General features: G+C 65.9%; 21 protein-coding genes. 5 read left to right on the top strand and 16 right to left on the bottom strand.

What is annotated here, in order from left to right; genetic code table 11:
- Positions 1-59 precede the first annotated feature (59 nt).
- The 15 genes from ACR65J_RS01145 to ACR65J_RS01075 all read right to left on the bottom strand — a co-directional run bounded on the left by ACR65J_RS01145 (position 60) and on the right by ACR65J_RS01075 (position 15509).
- On the bottom strand, positions 60-641 hold the full coding sequence (locus ACR65J_RS01145; protein WP_440165833.1) for a MazG nucleotide pyrophosphohydrolase domain-containing protein: 582 nt from the start codon (positions 639-641) through the stop codon (positions 60-62).
- Between the two features lie 79 nt (positions 642-720).
- Complete coding sequence (locus ACR65J_RS01140) at positions 721-1857, bottom strand: adenosine deaminase (RefSeq protein ID WP_440165330.1); 1137 nt, start codon at positions 1855-1857, stop codon at positions 721-723.
- 53 nt (positions 1858-1910) lie between these two features.
- A complete protein-coding gene (locus tag ACR65J_RS01135; RefSeq protein ID WP_440165328.1) occupies positions 1911-2636 on the bottom strand; it encodes a DedA family protein in 726 nt (241 codons plus the stop codon).
- Between the two features lie 133 nt (positions 2637-2769).
- Positions 2770-3399 carry a DedA family protein gene (locus tag ACR65J_RS01130; RefSeq protein ID WP_440165326.1) on the bottom strand — a complete coding sequence of 210 codons (630 nt, stop codon included), beginning with the start codon at positions 3397-3399 and terminating at the stop codon, positions 2770-2772.
- A gap of 6 nt (positions 3400-3405) precedes the next feature.
- Positions 3406-4737 carry a thymidine phosphorylase gene (locus ACR65J_RS01125; RefSeq protein ID WP_440165324.1) on the bottom strand — a complete coding sequence of 444 codons (1332 nt, stop codon included), beginning with the start codon at positions 4735-4737 and terminating at the stop codon, positions 3406-3408.
- On the bottom strand, positions 4734-5156 hold the full coding sequence (locus tag ACR65J_RS01120) for a cytidine deaminase (RefSeq protein WP_440165322.1): 423 nt from the start codon (positions 5154-5156) through the stop codon (positions 4734-4736). Before ACR65J_RS01120 ends, ACR65J_RS01125 begins: the two co-directional genes overlap by 4 nt.
- A 5-nt stretch (positions 5157-5161) precedes the next feature.
- Positions 5162-6487: an ABC transporter permease gene (locus ACR65J_RS01115; RefSeq protein ID WP_440165320.1), complete on the bottom strand. Its 1326-nt coding sequence runs from the start codon at positions 6485-6487 to the stop codon at positions 5162-5164.
- Positions 6484-7878, bottom strand: a complete 1395-nt coding sequence (locus tag ACR65J_RS01110) for an ABC transporter permease (protein ID WP_440165318.1) — start codon at positions 7876-7878, stop codon at positions 6484-6486. The genes ACR65J_RS01115 and ACR65J_RS01110 overlap by 4 nt, the downstream gene beginning before the upstream one ends.
- The gene (locus tag ACR65J_RS01105) at positions 7871-9457 is read right to left on the bottom strand and encodes an ABC transporter ATP-binding protein (protein ID WP_440165316.1); all 1587 of its coding nucleotides are present in this window, start codon (positions 9455-9457) and stop codon (positions 7871-7873) included. The genes ACR65J_RS01110 and ACR65J_RS01105 overlap by 8 nt, the downstream gene beginning before the upstream one ends.
- Positions 9458-9638: 181 nt before the next feature.
- Positions 9639-10748, bottom strand: coding sequence for a BMP family lipoprotein (locus ACR65J_RS01100; protein ID WP_440165314.1), 1110 nt, complete (start codon positions 10746-10748; stop codon positions 9639-9641).
- A 256-nt stretch (positions 10749-11004) separates the two neighbouring features.
- A complete protein-coding gene (locus ACR65J_RS01095; RefSeq protein ID WP_440165312.1) occupies positions 11005-12021 on the bottom strand; it encodes an NADP-dependent oxidoreductase in 1017 nt (338 codons plus the stop codon).
- Positions 12018-12449, bottom strand: coding sequence for an organic hydroperoxide resistance protein (locus ACR65J_RS01090; RefSeq protein ID WP_440165310.1), 432 nt, complete (start codon positions 12447-12449; stop codon positions 12018-12020). Before ACR65J_RS01090 ends, ACR65J_RS01095 begins: the two co-directional genes overlap by 4 nt.
- Positions 12450-12493: 44 nt before the next feature.
- Positions 12494-12928, bottom strand: coding sequence for a MarR family winged helix-turn-helix transcriptional regulator (locus ACR65J_RS01085; protein WP_440165309.1), 435 nt, complete (start codon positions 12926-12928; stop codon positions 12494-12496).
- 131 nt (positions 12929-13059) lie between these two features.
- Complete coding sequence (locus ACR65J_RS01080) at positions 13060-14277, bottom strand: amidohydrolase (protein WP_440165307.1); 1218 nt, start codon at positions 14275-14277, stop codon at positions 13060-13062.
- Between the two features lie 98 nt (positions 14278-14375).
- Entirely contained in the window at positions 14376-15509 is a 1134-nt protein-coding gene (locus tag ACR65J_RS01075) for a mannose-1-phosphate guanylyltransferase (protein WP_440165305.1), read from the bottom strand.
- A gap of 276 nt (positions 15510-15785) precedes the next feature.
- Between ACR65J_RS01075 and sdhC the strand changes: the two genes are divergently transcribed.
- The 5 genes from sdhC (at position 15786) to ACR65J_RS01050 (ending at position 20206) form a co-directional block, all read left to right on the top strand.
- The gene (gene sdhC / locus ACR65J_RS01070) at positions 15786-16166 is read left to right on the top strand and encodes a succinate dehydrogenase, cytochrome b556 subunit (RefSeq protein ID WP_081620212.1); all 381 of its coding nucleotides are present in this window, start codon (positions 15786-15788) and stop codon (positions 16164-16166) included.
- A gap of 3 nt (positions 16167-16169) precedes the next feature.
- Positions 16170-16631, top strand: a complete 462-nt coding sequence (locus ACR65J_RS01065; RefSeq protein WP_142130710.1) for a succinate dehydrogenase hydrophobic membrane anchor subunit — start codon at positions 16170-16172, stop codon at positions 16629-16631.
- 108 nt (positions 16632-16739) lie between these two features.
- A complete protein-coding gene (gene sdhA / locus ACR65J_RS01060) occupies positions 16740-18539 on the top strand; it encodes a succinate dehydrogenase flavoprotein subunit (protein WP_440165303.1) in 1800 nt (599 codons plus the stop codon).
- Position 18540: 1 nt separating this feature from the next.
- Entirely contained in the window at positions 18541-19323 is a 783-nt protein-coding gene (locus ACR65J_RS01055) for a succinate dehydrogenase iron-sulfur subunit (RefSeq protein WP_440165302.1), read from the top strand.
- Positions 19324-19429: 106 nt separating this feature from the next.
- Positions 19430-20206, top strand: a complete 777-nt coding sequence (locus ACR65J_RS01050; protein ID WP_440165300.1) for an alpha/beta hydrolase family protein — start codon at positions 19430-19432, stop codon at positions 20204-20206.
- Here the strand turns inward: ACR65J_RS01050 and ACR65J_RS01045 are convergent.
- Positions 20203-21204 carry a YihY/virulence factor BrkB family protein gene (locus ACR65J_RS01045; protein WP_440165298.1) on the bottom strand — a complete coding sequence of 334 codons (1002 nt, stop codon included), beginning with the start codon at positions 21202-21204 and terminating at the stop codon, positions 20203-20205. The genes ACR65J_RS01050 and ACR65J_RS01045 overlap by 4 nt on opposite strands.
- Positions 21205-21238: the final 34 nt, after the last annotated feature.

The raw sequence follows: 21238 nt of genomic DNA, 5'->3' as shown, positions 1-21238 counted from the left end.
TCACGGACCAGCGTAGTCGAGAGTGCTCCGGGTTACTCAAACCGGCCAAGGTCCGGCCGTCATGATGGCGCTGGGTCGCTGTCGTTGCCGTGGTACCGGCGGACAGCGGCCCGCAGCGCGCGCTCGGCGTCCATGCCGCTGTCCCGGGCGGACCGCACGACGGCGAGCAGCAGGTCTCCGAGCTCCTCCTCGCTTTCAGGCACGGAAGTTCCCGCGGGGAGCCCGAGGGCCGCCCGTGCCGCACGGTCCAGCGACTTCTGCGCCCGGGCCAGCGCCGGGAGTGCCTGCGGGATACCTTCGAAGGGGTCCTGCCGTTCCGGCTTTTCGGCCCGCTTGACGGCATCCCACTTCTGTTCGATCTCGTCCACGGTGGCGGGGAAGCTGTCCTGCAGGGAGCCGTCTGGCTTGAAGACGTGCGGGTTCCGGCGCACCATTTTGGCACCCAGGCCGCGCGCCACGTCGTCGAACGTGAACGCACCGCGCTCCTCTGCCAGCCGGGCGTGCAGGACCACCTGGAGCAGCACGTCACCCAGTTCGCCCTGCAGTTCGGCATCGGAGTGACCCTCCTCGATGGTCTCGGCCACTTCGTAGGCCTCCTCCAGGAGGTATTCCACCAGCGACTCGTGGGTCAGCGCGCCCATCCAGGGGCAATGCATGCGCAGCTGGGCGATCTGGTCCAGCAGATCCGCCGTGGCGAGGCTGCCGGAGACGGGACGCTGGTCAGCCAAGGTTGGCGTAGGCGTCGTTGATGTACTCCACCAGCGCTTCCTTTTCCTCCAGGGGCAGGAAGGATGCCTCGGCGGCGTTGAGGGTCAGTTCCAGCAGGTCGTCGAGGTCGTAGTCGAAGGTTTCCACCAGCAGGTTGAACTCGTCGGTCAGGGTGACACCGCTCATGAGGCGGTTGTCCGTGTTGATGGTGACGTTGAAGCCCAGCTGGTAGAGCATGTCCAGGGGGTGGCTTTCAATGCCGTCACCGAATTCCGCGATCGCGCCCGTCTGCAGGTTGGAGGAAGGGCAGATTTCCAGGGCGATGCCGCGGTCGCGGACCCAGCTGGAGAGGTCGCCCAGGGTGACCAGGCCGACGGTGTCTCCGGCTTCCTCGTCGTCGTCGAATTCCACCATGATGTCCTCGGCGATGCGTACGCCGTGTCCCAGGCGGAGGGCGCGGCCGTCCACCAGGGCGGACTGGATGCTCTCCAGCCCGGCTGCTTCACCGGCATGCACGGTGGCGGGGAAATTGTGCTGGGCGAGGTAGGTGAAGGCGTCCTTGAAGCGGCTGGGCAGGAAACCGTCTTCCGCGCCGGCGATGTCAAAGCCCACGGCACCCTTGTTGCGGTGGCGCACCGCCAGTTCGGCGATCTCCTGGCCCCGGTCGGCATGGCGCATGGCCGTGATCAGCTGGCCCACCTGGATCTCGTGCCCGCTTTCGGAGACGGCCTCGACGCCGGCCTCCAGGCCTTCCTGGACCGCCTCCACGGCCTCGTCAAGGCTCAGCCCCTTCTGGAGGTGCTGCTCGGGCGCCCACCGCACTTCGCCGTACACCACGCCGTCGTCAGCGAGGTCCTCAACGAATTCCTTGGCCACGCGGAACAGGCCCTCGTAGGTCTGCATGACCGCCACGGTGTGGTCAAAGGTCTCCAGGTATCGGACCAGGGATCCGGAGTCGGCTGATTCGCGGAACCACTGCCCCAGGGCCACAGGGTCCGTTGAGGGGAGCGTGTGGCCAACGGCCTGCGCCAGCTCGATGATGGTGGCTGGACGGAGTCCTCCGTCCAGGTGGTCGTGAAGGGAAACCTTGGGCAGGCTCTTCAGGTCAAAATCGATGGCAGGGGCAGCGTCAACAATGGGCTCAGTCACGTTCCCACCTTAGGGTGGGCCGCAGTTCAATGCCAGCCGTTCAAAGCCGGCAGCTACTTGGCCGCGGGACCTGCCTCTGCCGAGGGCACGACGAGGGCCTGCGTGCCGGGCCTGCCGTCCTGCCCCGAGCCGGAGGACTCTTCGCTCCAGTCATCCGTTTCCGGTGCGTCGTGCCGGCCCAGCCGTTTGTGCCACCAGCGGAGCAGGTGGTCGATGACCACGCCCAGGACGATGGCGAAGACGACGGCGATGCCCGCGCTCAGCAGCGGGTTGTGGTGCATCCACGGGAACGAACTGGCCAGCACGCCGATGCCAAGCGAGTATCCCACCCAGGTGACACAGGCAAACGAGTCGAAGACGAAGAACCTGCGGTGCGAGAAGCCCGTACTGCCGGCCACGTAATTGACGGCCACGCGACCCCAGGGGATGTAGCGGGCGGTGAAGATCAGTACCGCGCCGCGTTTTTCCAGCTCGTAGCGGGCCCAGGCGAAGACTTTCCGGACCTTGGGGCGCCGCATCCATCCCCAGCGTTCCAGGCCGATCTTGCGGCCCAGCATGTAGGCCATGTTGTCACCGGCAATGGCGCCGACCAGCGCCGTGACACCGAGGATCCAGAGATTGGGTTCGCCGCTGTGCCTCGAGAAGGCTGCGAGCGCCACGATGAGGGTCTCGCTGGGGACCACCATGGCGAAGCCGTCCACGAAGAAGAACACCAGCAGCACCGGGTAAATCCACCACTGGCCCGCTGCATGGAGCACGGCCTCATTAATAAACTCCACGCGGTGTTGCTCCTGTAGAAAAATGACACAGCCAAAGTGCCGCAGCCAAAGCGGAAATCGTTCCTAAGTGTCCCACGCTCCGGGCCCTGTCCGCTACGCCCCAATGCCCGGAATTACCCCTTAAACGCGCTGGTCAGGCTCCTGGTTCCCGGATACGTTCCACCACGTTGGGTTTGCCCCGGAATTTATTGATCACCAGGTCCACCAGGATGCCCAGCGCAACGGCGCACACAATGGCAATCGCCGCGCCCAGAAGGTGGTTGTCCTCAAACCACTGGCCGAAGAACAGCCCGATCGCCACTGAGTATCCGGCCCACAGGCTTGCCGAAAGGACGGTCAGGCCCACGAACCGCAGGTGCGGGTAGTGCGTGACCCCGGCGGTCAGGTTGACCGCCACGCGGCCGATCGGGACGAAGCGGGCCACCAGGATCAGGGACGCCGGCCGCTTGTGCAGTTCCCGGCCCGCCCAGCGGAACGCGCTTTGCATCCGCGGGCCGCGCATCCAGGCCCAGCGCCTGGTGCCCACCCGGCGGCCCAGCAGGTAGGCGATGTTGTCCCCGAGGAAGGCACCCGCTGCAGCCACGAGCACCAGGAGCGTCGGGTTGGGAACATCCGCGGTGGCGGCCACGGCGGCGAGGCCCACCACCACGGATTCGCTGGGGACTGGCGGAAAGAAGCCGTCGATGACACAACAGGCCAGCACCAGGACCAGCACCCACGGCTGGCCGGCTGCTGCGAGGATGAAGTCGTTGATGGCCTGCATGGGTCCCTATGCTATGCGGTCGATGATGAGCTGCTGGGCGGGCCGCGACCCTTCCGGTGCGATGAGGACGGCGTGTTCCAGGGCTTCGCGGGCGCGGGCGAACCGCTCCGGGGTGTCGGTGAGCAGTGTCATCAGGGGCTCCCCGGCGCGCACGGTGGCCCCGGGCTTGGCGTGCATGCGCACTCCCGCACCCGCCTGGACCGTGTCCTCCTTGCGGGCGCGGCCGGCACCCAGCCGCCAGGCAGCCACTCCGACGGCGAGCGCATCCAGTTCCACCAGCACCCCGTCGGCAGGGGCATAGACGACGTCGGATTCCCTGGCGACCGGCAGGGCGGCGCCGGGGTCGCCGCCCTGGGCGGTGATCATCCGGTTCCAGACGTCCATGGCCCGGCCGTCCTTGAGGGCGGCGGCGGGGTTGGCGTCGCGCACCCCTGCACAGGCGAGCAACTCTTCGGCGAGCCGGACGGTCAGTTCCACCACGTCGTCCGGTCCGCCGCCTGCCAGCACCTCCACCGATTCCTCGACTTCGATCGCGTTGCCGGCCGTGAGGCCCAGCGGGGTGTTCATGTTGGTCAGCAGTGCAACGGTGTTGACCCCGGCGTCCTTGCCGAGCGCCACCATGGTCTCGGCCAGCTCGCGTGCTTTGGCTTCATCCTTCATGAAGGCACCGCTGCCCACCTTGACGTCCAGGACCAGCGATCCGGTGCCCTCGGCGATCTTCTTGCTCATGATGGAGGATGCAATCAGCGGTATGGCCTCAACCGTTCCAGTGACGTCGCGCAGCGCATAGAGCTTCTTGTCCGCCGGCGCCAGGCCGGCGCCGGCGGCGCAGATCACCGCGCCCACGTCCTGGAGCTGGGCCAGGATCTCGTCGTTGGCCAGGTTGGCGCGCCATCCCGGAATGGACTCCAGCTTGTCCAGCGTGCCGCCGGTGTGCCCCAGTCCGCGGCCGGACAGCTGCGGGACGGCGACGCCGAACACCGCCACCAGCGGGGCCAGCGGCAGGGTGATCTTGTCCCCCACCCCGCCGGTGGAGTGCTTGTCGGTGGTGTACTTCAGGCCGCCGTCAGGGCGCCGCAGGCTGGAGAAATCCATCCGCTCGCCGGAGGCGATCATGGCGGCCGTCCAGCGGGCTATTTCTGCGCGGTCCATGCCGTTGAGCAGGATGGCCATGTTCAGGGCTGCCATTTGTTCGTCCGCGATGGCCCCCCGCGTGTACGCGTCGATGGTCCAGTCGATCTGTTCGGGGCTTAGCGTCCCCTTGTCTCTCTTGGTGCGGATGATGTCAACGGCGTCGAACGCTTCGGCTTTGCTGTCCACGGCGTGGGTCTCTGTCACCGGTTCTCCTCCAAGTGTTCGGGACCAAAGGCGTCAGGCAGCACCTGGTCCATGGTTTTGATGCCCTGGCTGGTCATGAGCTGCATGCCGGGGGCCCTGAATTCGTACAGCAACTGCCGGCACCGGCCGCAGGGCATGAGCACGGTGCCCTCCCCATCCACGCAGTAGAAGGCCCGGAGCAGGCCGCCGCCGGTCATCTGCAGTTCCCCCACCAGGACGCACTCCGCGCAGAGGGTCAACCCGTAACTGGCGTTCTCCACGTTGCAGCCGCTGACGATCCGGCCATCCTCCGTAAGGGCCGCGGCGCCCACCGGGAACCTGGAGTACGGGGCGTAGGCATTCTTCATGGCGGCGGCAGCAGCGGCCTCCAGGGCTGCCCAGTCCACTCCCTGGGCTTTGCCCGCCTCTACCTTGTCCATGGCCGTCATCCCTTGACGTAGGGGATGCCGCTGGCGGCAGGCCCCCGGGACTTGCCCACCAGGCCTGCGACGGCGAGGACGGTCACCAGATAGGGCAGCATGGCCATGAACTGGCTGGGAACAGGCGTGCCGATGATGGTCACGATGCTCTGCAGGTTGTCCGCGAACCCGAACAGGAGGGCCGCGAAGAAGGCCCCCACCGGTTTCCAGCGGCCAAAGATGAGCGCCGCCAGGGCGATGAAGCCACGCCCGCCGGAGATTTCCTTGGTGAAGCTGTCGATGGCCACCAGGGTGAAGAAGGAGCCGCCAATGCCGGCAACGGCACCGCCAAGGGTGACGTTCCAGAAACGGGTGGCGTTGACGCTGATGCCCAGCGTGTCCGCCGCCTGCGGGTGCTCCCCCACCGCGCGGACGCGCAGGCCCCAACGGGTCTTGAACAGGCCGACCCAGACCACCGCAACGGCCACGTACATGAGGTAGCCCACCAGGGACTGCCGGAACAGGATGGGCCCGATGATCGGGATGGCGGAAAGGACGGGGATGTCAATGACGTCCAGGCCCGGCGGCGAGTTGAACTGCGCTTTGTTGGCCTGCATGACGGTACTGAACAGGAAGCCCGTCACGCCGGAGACCAGCACGTTCAGGACGACGCCGACGATGATTTGGTTGACCAGGTACTTGATGCTGAACAAGGCCAGGACCATGGACACCACAGCGCCGGCGATGGCTGCCGCCAGCAGTCCGATGAAGGCGTTCCTGGTCATGCTGGCAACGATGGCTGCGGTGAACGCCCCGCCCAGGAGCTGCCCCTCGATTGCGATGTTGACCACGCCCACCCGCTCGCACAGGACCCCGGACAGCGAACCGAACACGAGCGGAACGGCGAGGGTCACCGATCCGGCGATGAGGCCGGCCAGCGAAATGGCGGGCGTGCGGGCCCCTCCCACCACCCAAATGAGGAAGGCCGCCACGAAGATCACGATGAAGGTGACCGGCAGCCAGCCGGGCGCGGGCTGGCTCTTTGTCCTGAGGAAGACGGCGTAGGCGGCGAGCGCAACGAGCAGCACCGACAGCACGATGCCGCCCGCAAAGGCATTGATTTCCACTGCCGGGAGCTGAAAGAAGTCGCCCCCGGTGGAGATCCCGAAACTGGCTGTCTGGCTGGGTGCCAGGAAGCCGAAGAACACCAGCGAGACCAGGGCGAAGACGGTCAGCAGGATGGGGGTCTTCCAGCTGACCGGTTTGGCCGAAAGCGCCGCGGCGGGGGCGGCCGCCTTGGAGCCCCCGGGCTGCGGGCTGCCGGGCCTGGACGATGAAACTGTTGTGCTCATGCGGCACCTCCGGTAGTGGCTGCCTGCCCGGACTTTGCTGTACGCGCGGGCTTCCTGCGCCGCGGGTTCAGGCCAAAGATTGCGCGGACCAGCGGGGGTGCGGCGATGAAAAGGACAATGAGGGACTGCACCACCAGGACGATGTCGATGGGGGTGCCGGTCTGGATCTGCATCTGGACCGCCCCGGCGCGGAAGGCGCCGAACAGCAGGCCGGCAGCGAAGGTGCCCCACGGCGTCGAACGTCCCAGCAGCGCCACCGTGATGGCATCAAAGCCGTACGTGGCGGCGACGCCGTCGGTGAGCACCTTCTCGGTACCGGCAACCTGCGCTACGCCGGACATGCCGGCAAGACCGCCGGCGATGGCCATGACCAGGATGGTGGAACGGGAGACATTGATGCCGGCGGTCTGCGCTGCCTGGGGGTTGGCGCCCACAGCCCGGAACTCGAAGCCCACTGTGGACCGGTTGAGCAGCCACCACACCAGGACCGTGGCGCCGATGGCGAGGATGAACCCGAGGTGCAGCCGGTACTGGCTGCCCAGGATCTGCGGATAGACGGCGCTGGGATCCAGGATGGGCGAGATGGGATTCGACTCCCCCGGCCGCTGGAATGCCGGCGTGTTAAGCAGGTAACGCAGGAAGTACAGCGCGATGTAGTTGAACATGATGGTCAGGATGACCTCGTGGGCTCCGGTGCGGGCTTTGAGCAGGCCGGCGAGGCCACCCCAGAGGGCGCCGCCGATGATGCCGGCTGCAAGCACCAGCAGCAGGTGCAGTCCAACCGGCAGGTGCAGCGCGAAGCCCACCCACGCGGCCAGGATGCCTGCCACGATGATCTGCCCCTGCGCGCCGATGTTGAAGAGCCCGGCCCGGAATGCCAGCGCCACGCCCAGGCCTGCCGTGATGAGCGGGGTGGCGACGGTGAGGGTTTCCATGAAGGGGGCAAACTGTGCCGCGGTCCCGTTGCCGCGGGGGTTGAACACCGAGCCCTGGAACAGCGCGATGTAGGAGCGGGTGGCGGCATTCCATACCGCCGTCAGCATGTCAGTGGGACGGGCGAAGAAATAGCCGACGGTGGTGGCCACCTGCTTGTCCGTGCTCGCGATGAGCAGTCCGCCGAGAATCAGCGCCAGCAGCACCGCCAGCACTGACACCATGCCGCTCCCGGTGAAGATCCGGCGCAGTACAGTCTCGGAGCCGCCGGGCAACTGTCCACTCTGTGCCGTGGCTGGGACCGCCGAGGGCTGCATGGCGCCGCCGGCGGTGTCAACGGCCACGGCCGCGGTTTGCTCCCCGGCTGCGGCGTCCGCGCCGTTCTGCCCGCCCTGGGCGCGCGGCGAAGTCGCGGGTTGTTCGTCGGGGGCGTGTTCAGGGGAATGTTGTTCAGGCATGCTCGGCTCCCTCGGCGTTGGAGACAGGGGCCGGAGCGCCGGCCTGCGGGGTGTGTGCGTGTTCTGCCGGTGCGTGTTCCTCCGGCGGGATGCCTGCCATCATGAGGCCCAGGACGTCCCTGCTGGTTCCGGCGGGAACCGTGCCCACCAGTTTGCCCTTATAGAGCACGGCGATGCGGTCGGCCAGTTCCATGACTTCGTCGAGCTCGGTGGAAATGATCATCACCGGAGTGCCCTGGTCACGCTCGGCGACGATCCGCCGGTGCAGGAACTCGATGGAACCGACGTCCACGCCGCGCGTGGGCTGGGATGCGATGAAGAGGCGCAGCGGCCGGGAAAGTTCGCGGGCCATGACCAGTTTTTGCTGGTTGCCGCCGGACAGGGTTCCGGCGGCTGCTGCAGCGGAAGGGGTGCGGACATCGAATTCTCCGATGCGGGCCTTCGCGTTCTCCATGACCTTCGCCGGGCTCATGCTGATCCCCTTGGCGAAGGGCGGCTTGTCGTACAGGTCGAGGACCAGGTTTTCGGCCACGGAGAAGGTGCCCACCAGCCCGTCCACCTTGCGGTCTTCGGGCACGAACCCGACGCCGGCCTCCAGCACTTGCTTGACGGACCGGCCCAGCAGTTCCTTGCCGTCCAGGACGATGGAACCGGTGACCCGCTCCTGCAGGCCCAGGATGGCTTCGGTGAGTTCGGTCTGCCCGTTGCCCTGGACGCCGGCGATGGCCAGGATCTCTCCGCGCCTGATCTGGAAGCTGAGGTGGTCCACCACGTGCTGGCCGTTGGGGGCAATGACGGTGAGGTCGTGGACTTCGAAGGTGGTTTCCTTGGGCTGGGCCGGGGCTTTGTCCAGGTTCAGGCTGACGGCCCGGCCAACCATCATTGAGGCAAGCTCGGTGCTGGACGCGGCCGGATCGGCGGTGCCCACTACCTTGCCCCGCCGGATCACGGTGATGGTGTCCGAGACTTCCTTGACCTCCCGCAGCTTGTGCGAGATGAAGACGATCGAAGTGCCGCGCGACTTGAGCTCGCGCATGATGTCCAGGAGTTCATCGGTTTCCTGCGGCGTGAGGACGGCCGTGGGTTCGTCCAGGATCAGGACTTTCGCGTTACGGACCAGCGCCTTGATGATCTCCACCCGCTGCTGCACACCTACCGGCAGGTCCTCCACCAAGGCGTCCGGGTCCACGTCGAAACCGTACTGGTCCGAAATCTCCTTGATGCGCCGGCGGGTCTGGTCCAGGTTCAGGAAACCCGCAGCCTTGGTGGGCTCGGCACCCAACGCGACGTTCTCTGCCACCGTGAAGACGGGCACCAGCATGAAGTGCTGGTGCACCATGCCGATTCCCGCAGCCATGGCGTCGCCCGGCCCCCGGAAGGTGACGGGCTTGCCGTCGATGAGGATGTCGCCTTCGGTGGGCTCATACAGCCCGTAGAGCACGTTCATCAGGGTGGATTTGCCCGCCCCGTTTTCTCCAAGGAGGCAGTGGATCTGGCCCGGCTCAACCACCACGTCGATGTGGTCGTTGGCCACCAGCGTGCCAAAGCGTTTAGTGATCCCTCGAAGCTCAAGTTTCAAAACTCTGACCAATCTCGAAGCGTCCGGTGATCAGACCGGACGGGATATATGGCTGCAGCACCAGCCTAGTGGCTGCAGTACCGGGAGGAGCCGGCCGCGCGCGGTAAACGTCCGGCCAGCAAAAAGCGCCACCGGCCGGGCCAGTGGGTGACGGACCGGCGGTGGCGCTTCCTGTGGTGGATCAGGCCTTGGGGCTTGCTGCGGACTCGACCTTCAGCTTGCCGTCGACGATGTCCTTCTTGATCTTTTCGAGGTCGGACTTCAGTTCCGCGGGGACCTGGGAATCGAGGTCGTGGAAGGGTGCAAGCTGCACGCCGTCGTTGGCAAGGGTGCCCACGTACGGGGTGCTGTTGAACTTGCCGTCCTTGTCCTCGGAGACCACGGTCTCCACGGCCTCGCCCATCTGTTTCATGACGGACGAGAGCATGATGCCCTTGTAGTCCGGGGCGGTGAGGTAGCCGTCGGAGTCAACCCAAATGAGCTTGACGTCCTTGCCGGCGTCCTTCGCTTCGTTGAGCGCGGCACCCGCACCCTTGCCCACCGGGCCGGCCACGGGCATAACGATGTCCGCGCCCTGGTCCAGGAAGTTCTTGGTCAGCTGCTTTCCAACGTCCTGCTTCTCGAAGTCGCCGGTGAAGCTGCCGTCCTGGGCGTCCTTGTTCCAGCCGAGCAGCTTGACGTTCTTGCCCTTCTGCTGGTTGTAGTACTTCACGCCGTCGGCGTAGCCGTCCATGAAGATGGTCACGGTGGGGATCTTGATGCCGCCGAACGTGGCAACGGTTCCGGTCTTGGTGGTTCCCGCGGCGAGGTAGCCGGCAAGGAATGCCGCCTGCGCGGTGTCGTAGATGATGGGCTTGACGTTGCTGATGGGCTGGTCGTAGCCGGCGTCGATGATGGCGAAGTGCTTGTCCGGGTTGGCGGTAGCCTGCGCCTTCGTGGCGTCTTTGAGCAGGAAGCCCACGGTGATGGTGAGGTTGCAGCCGGCGGTGACCATTGCGCGAAGGTTGGGTTCGAAGTCGTTGTTGGTCTTGGATTCGACCTGGTTGACCTTGATGCCAAGGTCCTTCTCGGTCTTCTTCAGGCCCTCGTAGGAGGACTGGTTGAAGGACTGGTCATCGAATCCACCGGAGTCCGAAACGATGCAGCCCGTGTAGTCGCTGGCACCGGCGGATGCGGTGCTTCCGGCTTCGGGGGCTGCACCGCATCCGGTGAGCACAAGCGCGGACGCACCGAGGGTGGCCACACCGGCCATTGAACCGCGCTTGAAGCTGGCACGCAGTGATTTCTTCAATTTTCCTCCAGGGGATGATGCGAGTGGCGCTACGGGCTGGAATTCAATGAGTGTCCGTTTCGGCGCTGAAATTCTGTTTTCACTGAAGGCACGCAGCACTGCGCCGGAGCGCACTGATGGCACTCACTTTAGTGGCTTGCGCCACGTCCCCCTAGCACGTCAGGAGCCCATCCGGGAGATTGTTTACAAGTTGTTACCAAGCAGTAGGGGCACCGCGGATTGCGGTGCCCCTACTGCTTGTGCGTGCTTGCTGCGGCTACAGCCGGACCAGCATCTTGCCGGTGTTGGCCCCGTCCAGGAGGTCCATGAAGGCCTGCGGGGCGTTCTCCAGACCGTCCACGATCGTCTCGTCGTAGCGCACGGTCCCGTCCGCCAGCCAGGCCGCCATCTTTTCTGCGAACTCCGCCGCGTGCTGCCGCTGGCCGCCCACCAGGAAGCCGCGGAGTGTCAACTGCTTGCCGATCGCCTGCATCAGGTTGTGGGGTGCAGGTGTGGGCTCGGTGGAGTTGTATTGTGCGATCGCGCCGCACATCGCCACCCGTCCGCCCACGTTGAGGACCGCCAGGGCGGCCTCCAGGTGCTCGCCGCCCACGTTGTCGAAGTAGACGTCGATGCCGGCGGGGCCAGCGGCTTTTGCCAACTGCTCCACAACGGGACCGTCGTGGTAGTCGAAGGCGGCATCGAAGCCGAGCTCCAGCAGCCGGGCCACCTTGGCGGGCGAGCCGGCTGAGCCAATGACGCGGGAGGCGCCCATGGCCTTGGCGATCTGTCCCACCAAGGAGCCCACCGCACCGGCGGCGCCGGAAACGAATACGGCGTCCCCGGGCTTGAACTCAGCAACCTTCAGCAGGCCGGCGTACGCCGTTAGCCCTGTCATGCCCAGGGCGCCAAGGAAAGCGGACGCCGGCGCAAGGTCCGTGCGCGCCGGGGTGGTGGCAGCGCCGTCAACCACGGCGTACTCCCGCCAGCCCAGGGAATGCACGACGACGTCGCCCTCCTGGTGTGCCGACGAACGGGACGCGACGACCTCACCCACCGCGCCGCCGTCGAGCGCCTTACCCACGGCGAAGGGGGCGGAGTAGGACTTGACGTCGTTCATCCTGCCCCGCATGTAGGGGTCAACCGACATGAAGAGGTTCTTGACCAGGATCTGGCCGTCTTCGAGCGGGGGCAGCGGCGACTCGGCCAATTCGAAGTTGTCGCTGGAAGGGCGCCCTACAGGACGTGATGCCAGCCGGATTTCACGGGTGGTGGTTGCAAGTGCTGTGCTCATGCTGCGTACTCCAGAATCTTGATGTCGACGTTGATGTTGCCGCGGGTGGCGTTTGAATAGGGGCAGACCTGGTGCGCCTTGGCCACGAGGTCTTCCGCGGTGGCGAGGTCCAGGGCGGGGAGCGCGATTTCCAATTCGGCGGCCAGGCCGAAGCCGGCACCGCCGTCCAGCTGCCCCAGGTGGATTTTCGCCGCGACTGCCGAGTCCGTCAGGTCGGCGCCAGCCTTGCGGCCTACCAGGCGCAGCGCGGAGTGGAAGCAGGCGGCATAGCCGGCGGCGAAGAGCTGTTCGGGGTTGGTGCCCTGGCCACTGCCGCCAAGTTCCACGGGACTGGCGAGGTCCACGGCCAGCCTGCCGTCATTGCTGCGTGCAGCGCCGTCGCGCCCTTCGCCCGAGGCCAGCACCTCGGCGGTGTAGAGAGTTTTCACGAAAAGTGTCCGTCCTGTAGTTGGGAGGGTGCCGGATTCAAAGTTCAGAGTGATTCATGCAGCGCGGCCGTGAGCTTGCCCAAGGTGGTCCGGAGCTGTTCAAGCTCGTCCAGGGAAAGCCCTGCGGCGTCTGCCAGCCGCTGCGGGATGGCGCTGGCCGGACCGCTGAGGCTCCGCCCGGCAGGCGTCAGGTGGATGGCGACGCGGCGCTCATCCTCGCCGGACCGCCGGCGTTCCACGAGCCCGAGTGCTTCCAGTCGCTTGAGGAGGGGCGACAGGGTGCCTGAGTCAAGGCCGAGTTCCCCGCCGAGCTCCTTGACGCCCCGGGGCTCGCTTTCCCACAGCACCAGCATGACCAGGTACTGCGGGTAGGTCAGGCCCAGTTCGTCCAGGACGGGCCGGTAAACGGCAGTGGCAGCCCTGGACGCGGAATAGAGGGCGAAACATACTTGCCGGTCCAGGCGGGGTGCTTCGGTCATGGAACTACCATAGTCCACAACTTAGTTGTGCACAACTTATCTATGCGCGGGGCGCCTACGCTTAGACCGCCGTCGTGCTTTCCCGCGCCGGACCCGCACCTCCCGCCCGGCGACGCCGGGCACGCAGGAGGCTAGGAAAGGGGGGCCTGCTCCAGGTCCCGGACAGTGCGCAGCGCTGCTGCCGTGAGAACTCTGATGCCCATGCCCAGGGAGTGCTCATCCAGGATGTAGTCGCCGCGGTGGAGGTCGTAGTCCTCCCCGCCAGGCGTTTTGGTGCCCAGGCGCATCATCGCGCCGGGAAGCTCGGCAAGGAACCAGGCGAAATCCTCCCCGCCCATGGACTGCGGGGTCAGCACCACGGCGTTCTCGCCGATTTCGGCGCGCGCGGCAGCCTCGATGATGGCTGTCTCGTGTTCGGAGTTCACCACCGGCGGCACTCCCCTGGTGTGCTCAAGGTGGACGTCCACGCCGTAGGGCGCGGCCACCTGGTGCACCACCTCGTCCAGCAGTTCACCGGCGGCATGCCACGCGTCCCGGTCCAGGCAGCGCATGGTGCCTGCCATGTAGCCCGTGCCGGGGATGGCGTTGGGTGCCGAGCCTGCGGTGATCTGGCCCCACACCACGGAGACGCCACTGCGGACGTCCACCCGGCGGGACAGCACCGCCGGCACGTTGACGGCGATCTGCGCCAGCGCGAACACGAGGTCTTCGGTGAGGTGCGGCCGGGACGTGTGGCCGCCACGCCCGGACAGTTCGATCCGGATGGTGTCCGAGGCCGACGTGATGGCGCCGATCCGGGTGCCCACCTTGCCCACTTCGATCCGCGGGTCGCAGTGCAGCGCCAGGATCCGGGGGACGCCGTCCAGGACACCCTGTTCGATGCAGGCATGCGCGCCGCCGGGCATGGTCTCCTCGGCAGGCTGGAAGATGATCCGGACGGTGGCGCCGAGGGGGGCTTCCTGGTGCATCCGGTGCAGGACCAGGGCAATGCCCAGCATGGTGGTGGTGTGCACATCATGGCCGCAGGCGTGGGTGACGCCGTGGTTCTTCGAAGCGAACGGCAGGCCCGTCTCCTCGATGATGGGCAAGGCATCTATGTCACCGCGCAGGGCCGTGGCGATGGGGCCTTCGCCCACATCAACGGTCAGCCCGGTACCTTCAAGGCGGCGGGGGCTCAGCCCTTCGGCTTCGAGCCGCTCGGCAAGCTTGTCGGTGGTGCGGAACTCCTTGAAGGACAGTTCCGGGTGCGCATGCAGGTCCCGGCGGAATTCGATCAGTTCCGGCAGGAGCGGTTCGAGCCAGGGAGCCACCAGGGCGGTGGGCTCGGCTTCAGTAGTGTAATTGCGCACTGCTTCACTCTAGCGAGGGTGGCGGCTTTAGCGCCCATTCACTGACGCAGCATTACATCCCGGCCCTGCCGGCACGCGAGGTGCCGGCAGGCTCCCGGTCAGAGGACGTCCGTGTCCCCGCTCGCCTTGAGGGCATCGACGGCGGCCTTGACGCGCTGGGAATTGGCCATGGTGGTCACCAGGAGGGCGTCCGGCGTATCCACGATGACGACGTCCTGGATGCCGATCAGGGCGATGACACGCTTGGTGTCGGTGACCACGACGCCGCTTGAGTTCTCGGTGAAGACGCGGGCGCCTTCGCCGAGGACGGTGACATCGTCCACTTCCTTCGCACTGTTAAGGCGGCCCACCGAGGCAAAGTCACCAACATCGTCCCAGCGGAAGGTTCCGGGCACGACGGCGACGTCCCCGGCTTCGGCTGCGGGCTCGGCCACTGCATAGTCGATGGCGATCTTCGGGAGGGTTGGCCAGATGCGGGCCGTAACCTCGTCCCGTTGGGGGGTGTCCCACGCACGGGCGATTTCCTGCAGGCCCTGGAACAGTTCGGGCTGGTTGGCCTCGAGGTGCTTGAGCATCAGCGACACGGGCGCCACGAACATGCCGGCGTTCCACACGTAGTCGCCGCTGTCCACGTACTGCTGGGCCACCGTCTCGTCCGGCTTTTCGACGAACTCCACGACGTCGTGGGCGCTGGGGGCCCCTTCGATGTGCAGCGCCTTGCCCGAGCGGATGTACCCGAAACCGGTGGACGGGTGGGTGGGTTTGATGCCGATGGTCACGATCTTGCCGGTGGCAGCCGTGTGGATGGCTTCCCGGACCGCCTGCTGGAAGAGGTCGTCCGGGCTGATCACCTGGTCGGCAGCGAAGGAACCCATGATGGTATCGGGATCGCGTTCGTGCAGGATTGCCGCGGCGAGGCCGATGGCCGCGCCGGAGTCCTTGGGTTCCGATTCAAGGACCAGGTCGGAGTCGCGCACCTCTGGAAGTTGCCGGCATACGGCTTCACGGTGCGCCTGGCCGGTCACCACCAGCATCCGGTTGCCCGCGAGGGGGTGCAGCCTGTCGTAGGTGGCGCGCAGCAAGGTGCTGCCTGATCCCGTGAGATCGTGAAGGAACTTGGGAGCTGCTGCTCGTGACAGTGGCCAGAGGCGGGTCCCCACTCCGCCTGCCGGAATCACCGCGATGAAGCGGTCAATGGGTGAAGCCGGGCTTGTCACTTTGTCTGTACTCATCACGGCTACTTTAGCCGAAGGGCCGCAGGCGGCTCCTTTAGTTGGTGCGCAGGCATGCCTTTTGGGCTGCGCACGGGCCCGGGAGTCCGCAACGATGTGGCGTTTGTCTCATTTCCCCGGAAAATCCGCTCCAGCACTGGGCACCACCAAACGCCTAAATTGAATAAGCTGTTAGCGAAGCCTAGATTTAGGCCTGAGCTACGAGTGCTCTCGCAGCAGGCGTTCCCCCCGCATGGATCTCATGCCAGCGCCGCTGTGTTGCAGGGAGGTTTATCAGTGCCGACAAAACCAGCTGGCACCTTGTACCGCGGCCGTGAAGGCATGTGGTCCTGGGTAGGACACCGTATTACCGGTGTAGTGATCTTTTTCTTCTTGTTGGTCCACGTCCTGGACACCTCCTTGGTGCGTGTGTCACCGGAGGCCTACACCGCTGTGATCGGCGCCTACAAGAATCCGCTGATGGCGCTGGGTGAGACCGGCCTTGTCGCCGCCATCGTCTTCCACGCCTTCAACGGCCTGCGGATCATTGCGGTCGATTTCTGGAAGAAGGGCGCCAAGTACCAGCGGCAGATGCTGTGGGCAGTCCTGGCCCTCTGGGTCGTGACCATGGTTGCCTTCTCCATCCGCCACCTGTCCCTCGCCCTCGGAGGTCACTAAGCCATGACTGCAACCATCGAGAGCCCCCGCAGCGGGCGGATCGCTCCCCAGTACCGCCGCAGCGGCGGTTCCAAGGGCAACTTCGAGATGATCGCCTGGCTGTTCATGCGCCTTTCCGGCGTGGTGCTGGTGGTCCTCATCTTCGGCCACCTGTTCGTGAACCTCATGGTCGGCGAAGGCATCCACGCCATCGACTTCGGCTTCGTGGCCGGCAAGTGGGCAGATCCGTTCTGGCAGTTCTGGGACCTGGCCATGCTCTGGCTGGCAATGCTGCACGGCACCAACGGCGTGCGGACCATCATCAACGACTACGCCGAGAAGACGTCCACCCGCCGCTGGCTGAAGACTGTTCTCTACGCTGCCGCTGTGGTCATCATCCTCCTGGGCACCCTGGTCATCTTCACCTTCAACCCGTGCCCCGTAGTGAACGGCGTCGCCCTGCCGGGCGGTTTCTGCCCTGCCTAGCACTGGCACAACCCTGGGCCCGCGGGCTTTTCCGCGGGCCCTGTTTTGCGGAGCAGGCAAAGCCGCCCCGTTGTTTTATAGCGAATTTTGAGAGAAAGAGCGTCTGGTATGCAGGTCCATAAGTACGACGTCGTCATCGTCGGTGCCGGTGGCGCTGGCATGCGCGCCGCGATCGAGTCCGGTCAGCGCGCGCGCACAGCAGTACTGACCAAGCTCTACCCCACCCGCTCGCACACCGGTGCGGCGCAGGGTGGCATGTGTGCAGCCCTTGCCAATGTCGAGGAAGACAACTGGGAATGGCACACGTTCGACACCGTCAAGGGCGGCGACTACCTGGTTGACCAGGACGCCGCCGAAGTCATGGCCAAGGAAGCCATCGACGCCGTGCTGGACCTGGAAAAGATGGGCCTGCCCTTCAACCGCACCCCCGAGGGCCGCATCGACCAGCGCCGCTTCGGCGGCCACACCCGCGACCACGGCAAGGCTCCCGTCCGCCGTGCATGCTACGCAGCGGACCGCACCGGCCACATGATCCTGCAGACCCTGTACCAAAACTGCGTCAAGCACAACGTTGAGTTCTACAACGAGTACTACGTCCTGGACCTGCTGACCGTTGAAGAGGACGCTGTCCGCGAAGACGGCACTGCCTACAAGCAGAAGCGCGTGGCCGGCGTCGTCTCCTACGACCTCGCCTCCGGTGAACTGCACGTCTTCCAGGCCAAGTCCGTGGTGTTCGCCTCCGGCGGCGCAGGCAAGGTCTTCAAGACCACGTCCAACGCCCACACCCTGACCGGTGACGGCATGGGCATCGCCTTCCGCCGCGGCATCCCCCTGGAAGACATGGAGTTCTTCCAGTTCCACCCCACCGGCCTTGCCGGCCTGGGCATCCTGCTGTCCGAGGCCGCCCGCGGTGAAGGTGCAATCCTCCGCAACTCCGAAGGTGAGCGCTTCATGGAGCGCTACGCCCCCACCATCAAGGACCTGGCGCCGCGTGACATCGTGGCCCGCTCCATGGCCAACGAGGTGCGCGAAGGCCGCGGCTGCGGCCCGAACAAGGATTACGTCCTCCTGGACCTGACCCACCTGGAGCCGGCGCACATCGACGCAAAGCTTCCGGACATCACCGAGTTCGCCCGCACCTACCTCGGTGTGGAACCGTACACCGAGCCGGTGCCGGTGTTCCCCACCGCGCACTACGCCATGGGCGGCATTCCCACGAACATCCAGACCGAGGTGCTGCAGGACAACGACACCGTGATCCCCGGCCTGTACGCCGCGGGGGAAGTGGCCTGCGTGTCCGTCCACGGCTCCAACCGCCTGGGCACCAACTCGCTGCTGGACATCAACGTCTTTGGCAAGCGCGCCGGCATTGCCGCCGCGGAGTACGCAAAGACCGCCCAGTATGTGGAACTGCCGGAGAGCCCGCTGGCTTACACCACCGAACTGCTGGACATCGCCCGCAATGGCACCGGCGACGAGAAGGTGGCGCAGATCCGCAAGGAACTGCAGGACACGATGGACGCCAACATGCAGGTGTTCCGTACGGCGGACACCCTGAACCAGGTCCTGCGCGACATCGCGTCCTTCGAGGAGCGGTACAAGCGCATCAACGTCCAGGACAAGGGCAAGCGCTTCAACCTGGACCTGCTCGAGGCCGTTGAACTCGGCTTCCTGCTGGAACTGGCCAAGGTCATGACCGTGGCCGCCCTGCACCGCGAGGAATCCCGCGGCGGACACTTCCGCGAGGACTTCCCCGAGCGTGACGACGAGAAATTCATGAAGCACTCCATGGCGTACAAGGATGACCATGCGCCGGCTGACGGATCGGCGGAATCAATCGCCGGCATCCGCCTGGCCACCAAGCCGGTTGTCTTTACCCGCTACGAGCCGATGGTGAGGAAGTACTAAGATGACCGCTGAAATCGCTGAGCCAGCCTCAAAGGTTGAACTTCCTGCCGGCGTTGGCGGGGGCGGGGAAATCCCCACGTTCGACGTCCACCTGCGGGTCCGCCGGTACAACCCGGAGGTTTCCGGGGAAGCAACCTGGGACGATTTCCACCTGACCATGTACGGCACGGACCGTGTCCTGGACGCCCTGCACAAGGTGAAGTGGGAGATGGACGGCACCCTGTCGTTCCGCCGCTCCTGCGCCCACGGTGTCTGCGGCTCGGATGCCATGCGCATCAACGGACGCAACCGCCTTGCCTGCAAGACCCTGCTGAAGGACCTGGACACGTCCAAGCCCATCACGGTGGAACCCATCAAGGGCCTGCCGGTGGAAAAGGACCTGATCGTGGACATGGAGCCCTTCTTCCAATCGTACCGCGAAGTCATGCCCTTCCTGATCAACAAGGGCCACGAGCCCACCCGGGAGCGCCTGCAGTCCGCTGAGGACCGTGAGCGCTTTGACGACACCACCAAGTGCATCCTGTGTGCCGCCTGCACGTCGTCCTGCCCCGTGTTCTGGACGGACGGGCAGTACTTCGGCCCCGCCGCGATCGTGAACGCACACCGCTTCATCTTCGACTCCCGCGACGATGCCGGCGACATGCGCCTGGAGATCCTCAACGACAAGGAAGGCGTGTGGCGCTGCCGCACCACCTTCAACTGCACCGAGGCGTGCCCGCGCGGCATCCAGGTCACCCAGGCCATCGCGGAGGTCAAGCAGGCCATCCTGGCCCGCAGGATCTAAGTACGTTCAACAACAGACATAACGGCCGACGGCGTCACCCACCACACGTGGTGGAGGGCGCCGTCGTTCGTTTCCGCACAGAATCCACGTACAGAAAGGGGACAGCATGTCCCGCTCCGAGAAGGTGTCCTTCGCCGGTTCCACCGGCGAAATGCTCTCCGGCATCATCGATGTTCCTGAAGGCCCCGTCAAAGGCTGGGGTGTCTTCTCGCACGGCTTCACCCTGGGCAAGGACAGCCCCTCGGCGGCACGGATGTGCAAGGCGCTGGCGGACAGCGGCATCGGCATGCTGCGTTTCGACAACGTGGGCCTGGGTGGCTCCGCCGGTGAATGGTCTGCCGGGTCATTCAGCCACAAGGTGGCGGACACGGTTAAAGCCGCAGAGTTCATGCGCAGCGAAGGCAAGGCAATTTCGCTGCTGGTGGGACATTCGTTCGGGGGCGCGGCGGTCCTTGCGGCTGCGCGGGAGATACCGGAGCTGGACGCCGTCGCCACCGTGGGAGCTCCCTTCTCCCCCAAGCACGTCGCCCACGTGTTTGATGCCGCCCTGGACCGAATCCTGAGTGAGGGCAGCGCCGAGGTGGACCTGGGCGGCAAGCGGGTGGAAATCCGGCGGCACTTCGTGGAGGACCTTGAGAACGCAGACCTCACGGACTGCATCAGGCAGCTGCACAAGCCGCTGATGGTGCTGCACTCCCCTACCGACAACACTGTGGGTATCGAGAACGCGAGCACCATTTTCCAGACCGCGCGGCACCCCAGGAACTTCGTATCCCTGGAGGGCAGCGACCACCTCCTGACAGGCAAGGGCCAGGCCGCCCGCGCCGCACGGATTATCGCTGCCTGGGCTGACCAGTACCTGGACGCCGGGAACGGCTCCTAGACGGCCGCCGGGCAGTTCCTGCAAGTCCAGGTCTGGGGCGTCGCCCGCCGCGCGCCGAGGATCGTCTTCCGCGGAGCTCCGCTGGACTCCAGGTCGGCCTCGCGGACGGCGGCCCACCCGGCCGAGACAAGGTAGACCTGGCTGACCAGGTTGAACCAGATGAGCAGGCCGATAATGATGGCAAACGGCGCCAGGATGGGATTGCGGCTGGCACCGCCCAGCAGCTCAGTGCTGAAGATCTGCAGGACGGTGGTACCCACGGCGGCCAGGATGGTGCCTTCGAGCAGCGCCTGGCGGGACAGCTTCAGTCCGGCGGCCAGGCGGTACATGATCAGCGCCGTGACCCAGTTCAGGACCAGCGGCACCACGATCTTGACGGACGTGGTGAGGGGCCCGGCCAGTGCATCGCTGAGGTGCAGGAAATCGGAGACCCACCCGGCCGCCGTGCCGAAAACCAGCGAGGCGCCCGCGCTGATGACCAGGGCGGTTCCCAGCAGCAGGAGGGTTCCCGCGTCCCGCAGCTTCATCAGGATGGGGTTGACCATGAGCGGCGGCAGCTGCAGGACGCCGCGGAGGCCGTCCCGGAGGCCGTTGATCCAGCCGAGGGACGTGACAACGGTGACGACGGCACTGATCAGTGCGGTCCAGCCCAGCCCGTTCGGATCGAGCAGGTCTTTGGGGTCCACCAGCCCCTCGCCGCCGTTGATCTTCAACAGCCCCGGGGCGCTTGTGGCCACACTGCTGATGATGGTGTCCAGCAGCGCCGGCTGGCCGCGCAGCACCAGGCCGGCAATGGAGAATCCGGTAGCCAGGAGGCCGGTAATGGAAAAGAACATGTTGAAGCCGATGCCGGCGCTCATCAAGGGCCCATAGTGGAGGGTGTAGTGCCGGAACGCGCGCATGGGGCGCAGGACGTTCAACCGGGCGGTGAGCCACTGCACCAGGGCCATCAGGGCCCCGAACTTCCCGCCGGACCTGCGCGCCCGGTTCCACTCCATCCGTTTCTGGATGACCTCCAGCTTCAGCCGGGCG

This window comes from Arthrobacter sp. SAFR-044 (assembly GCF_059414985.1).
Note: the sequence above shows the minus strand (reverse complement) of the source record. Positions and strands in the feature narration are given on the sequence as shown.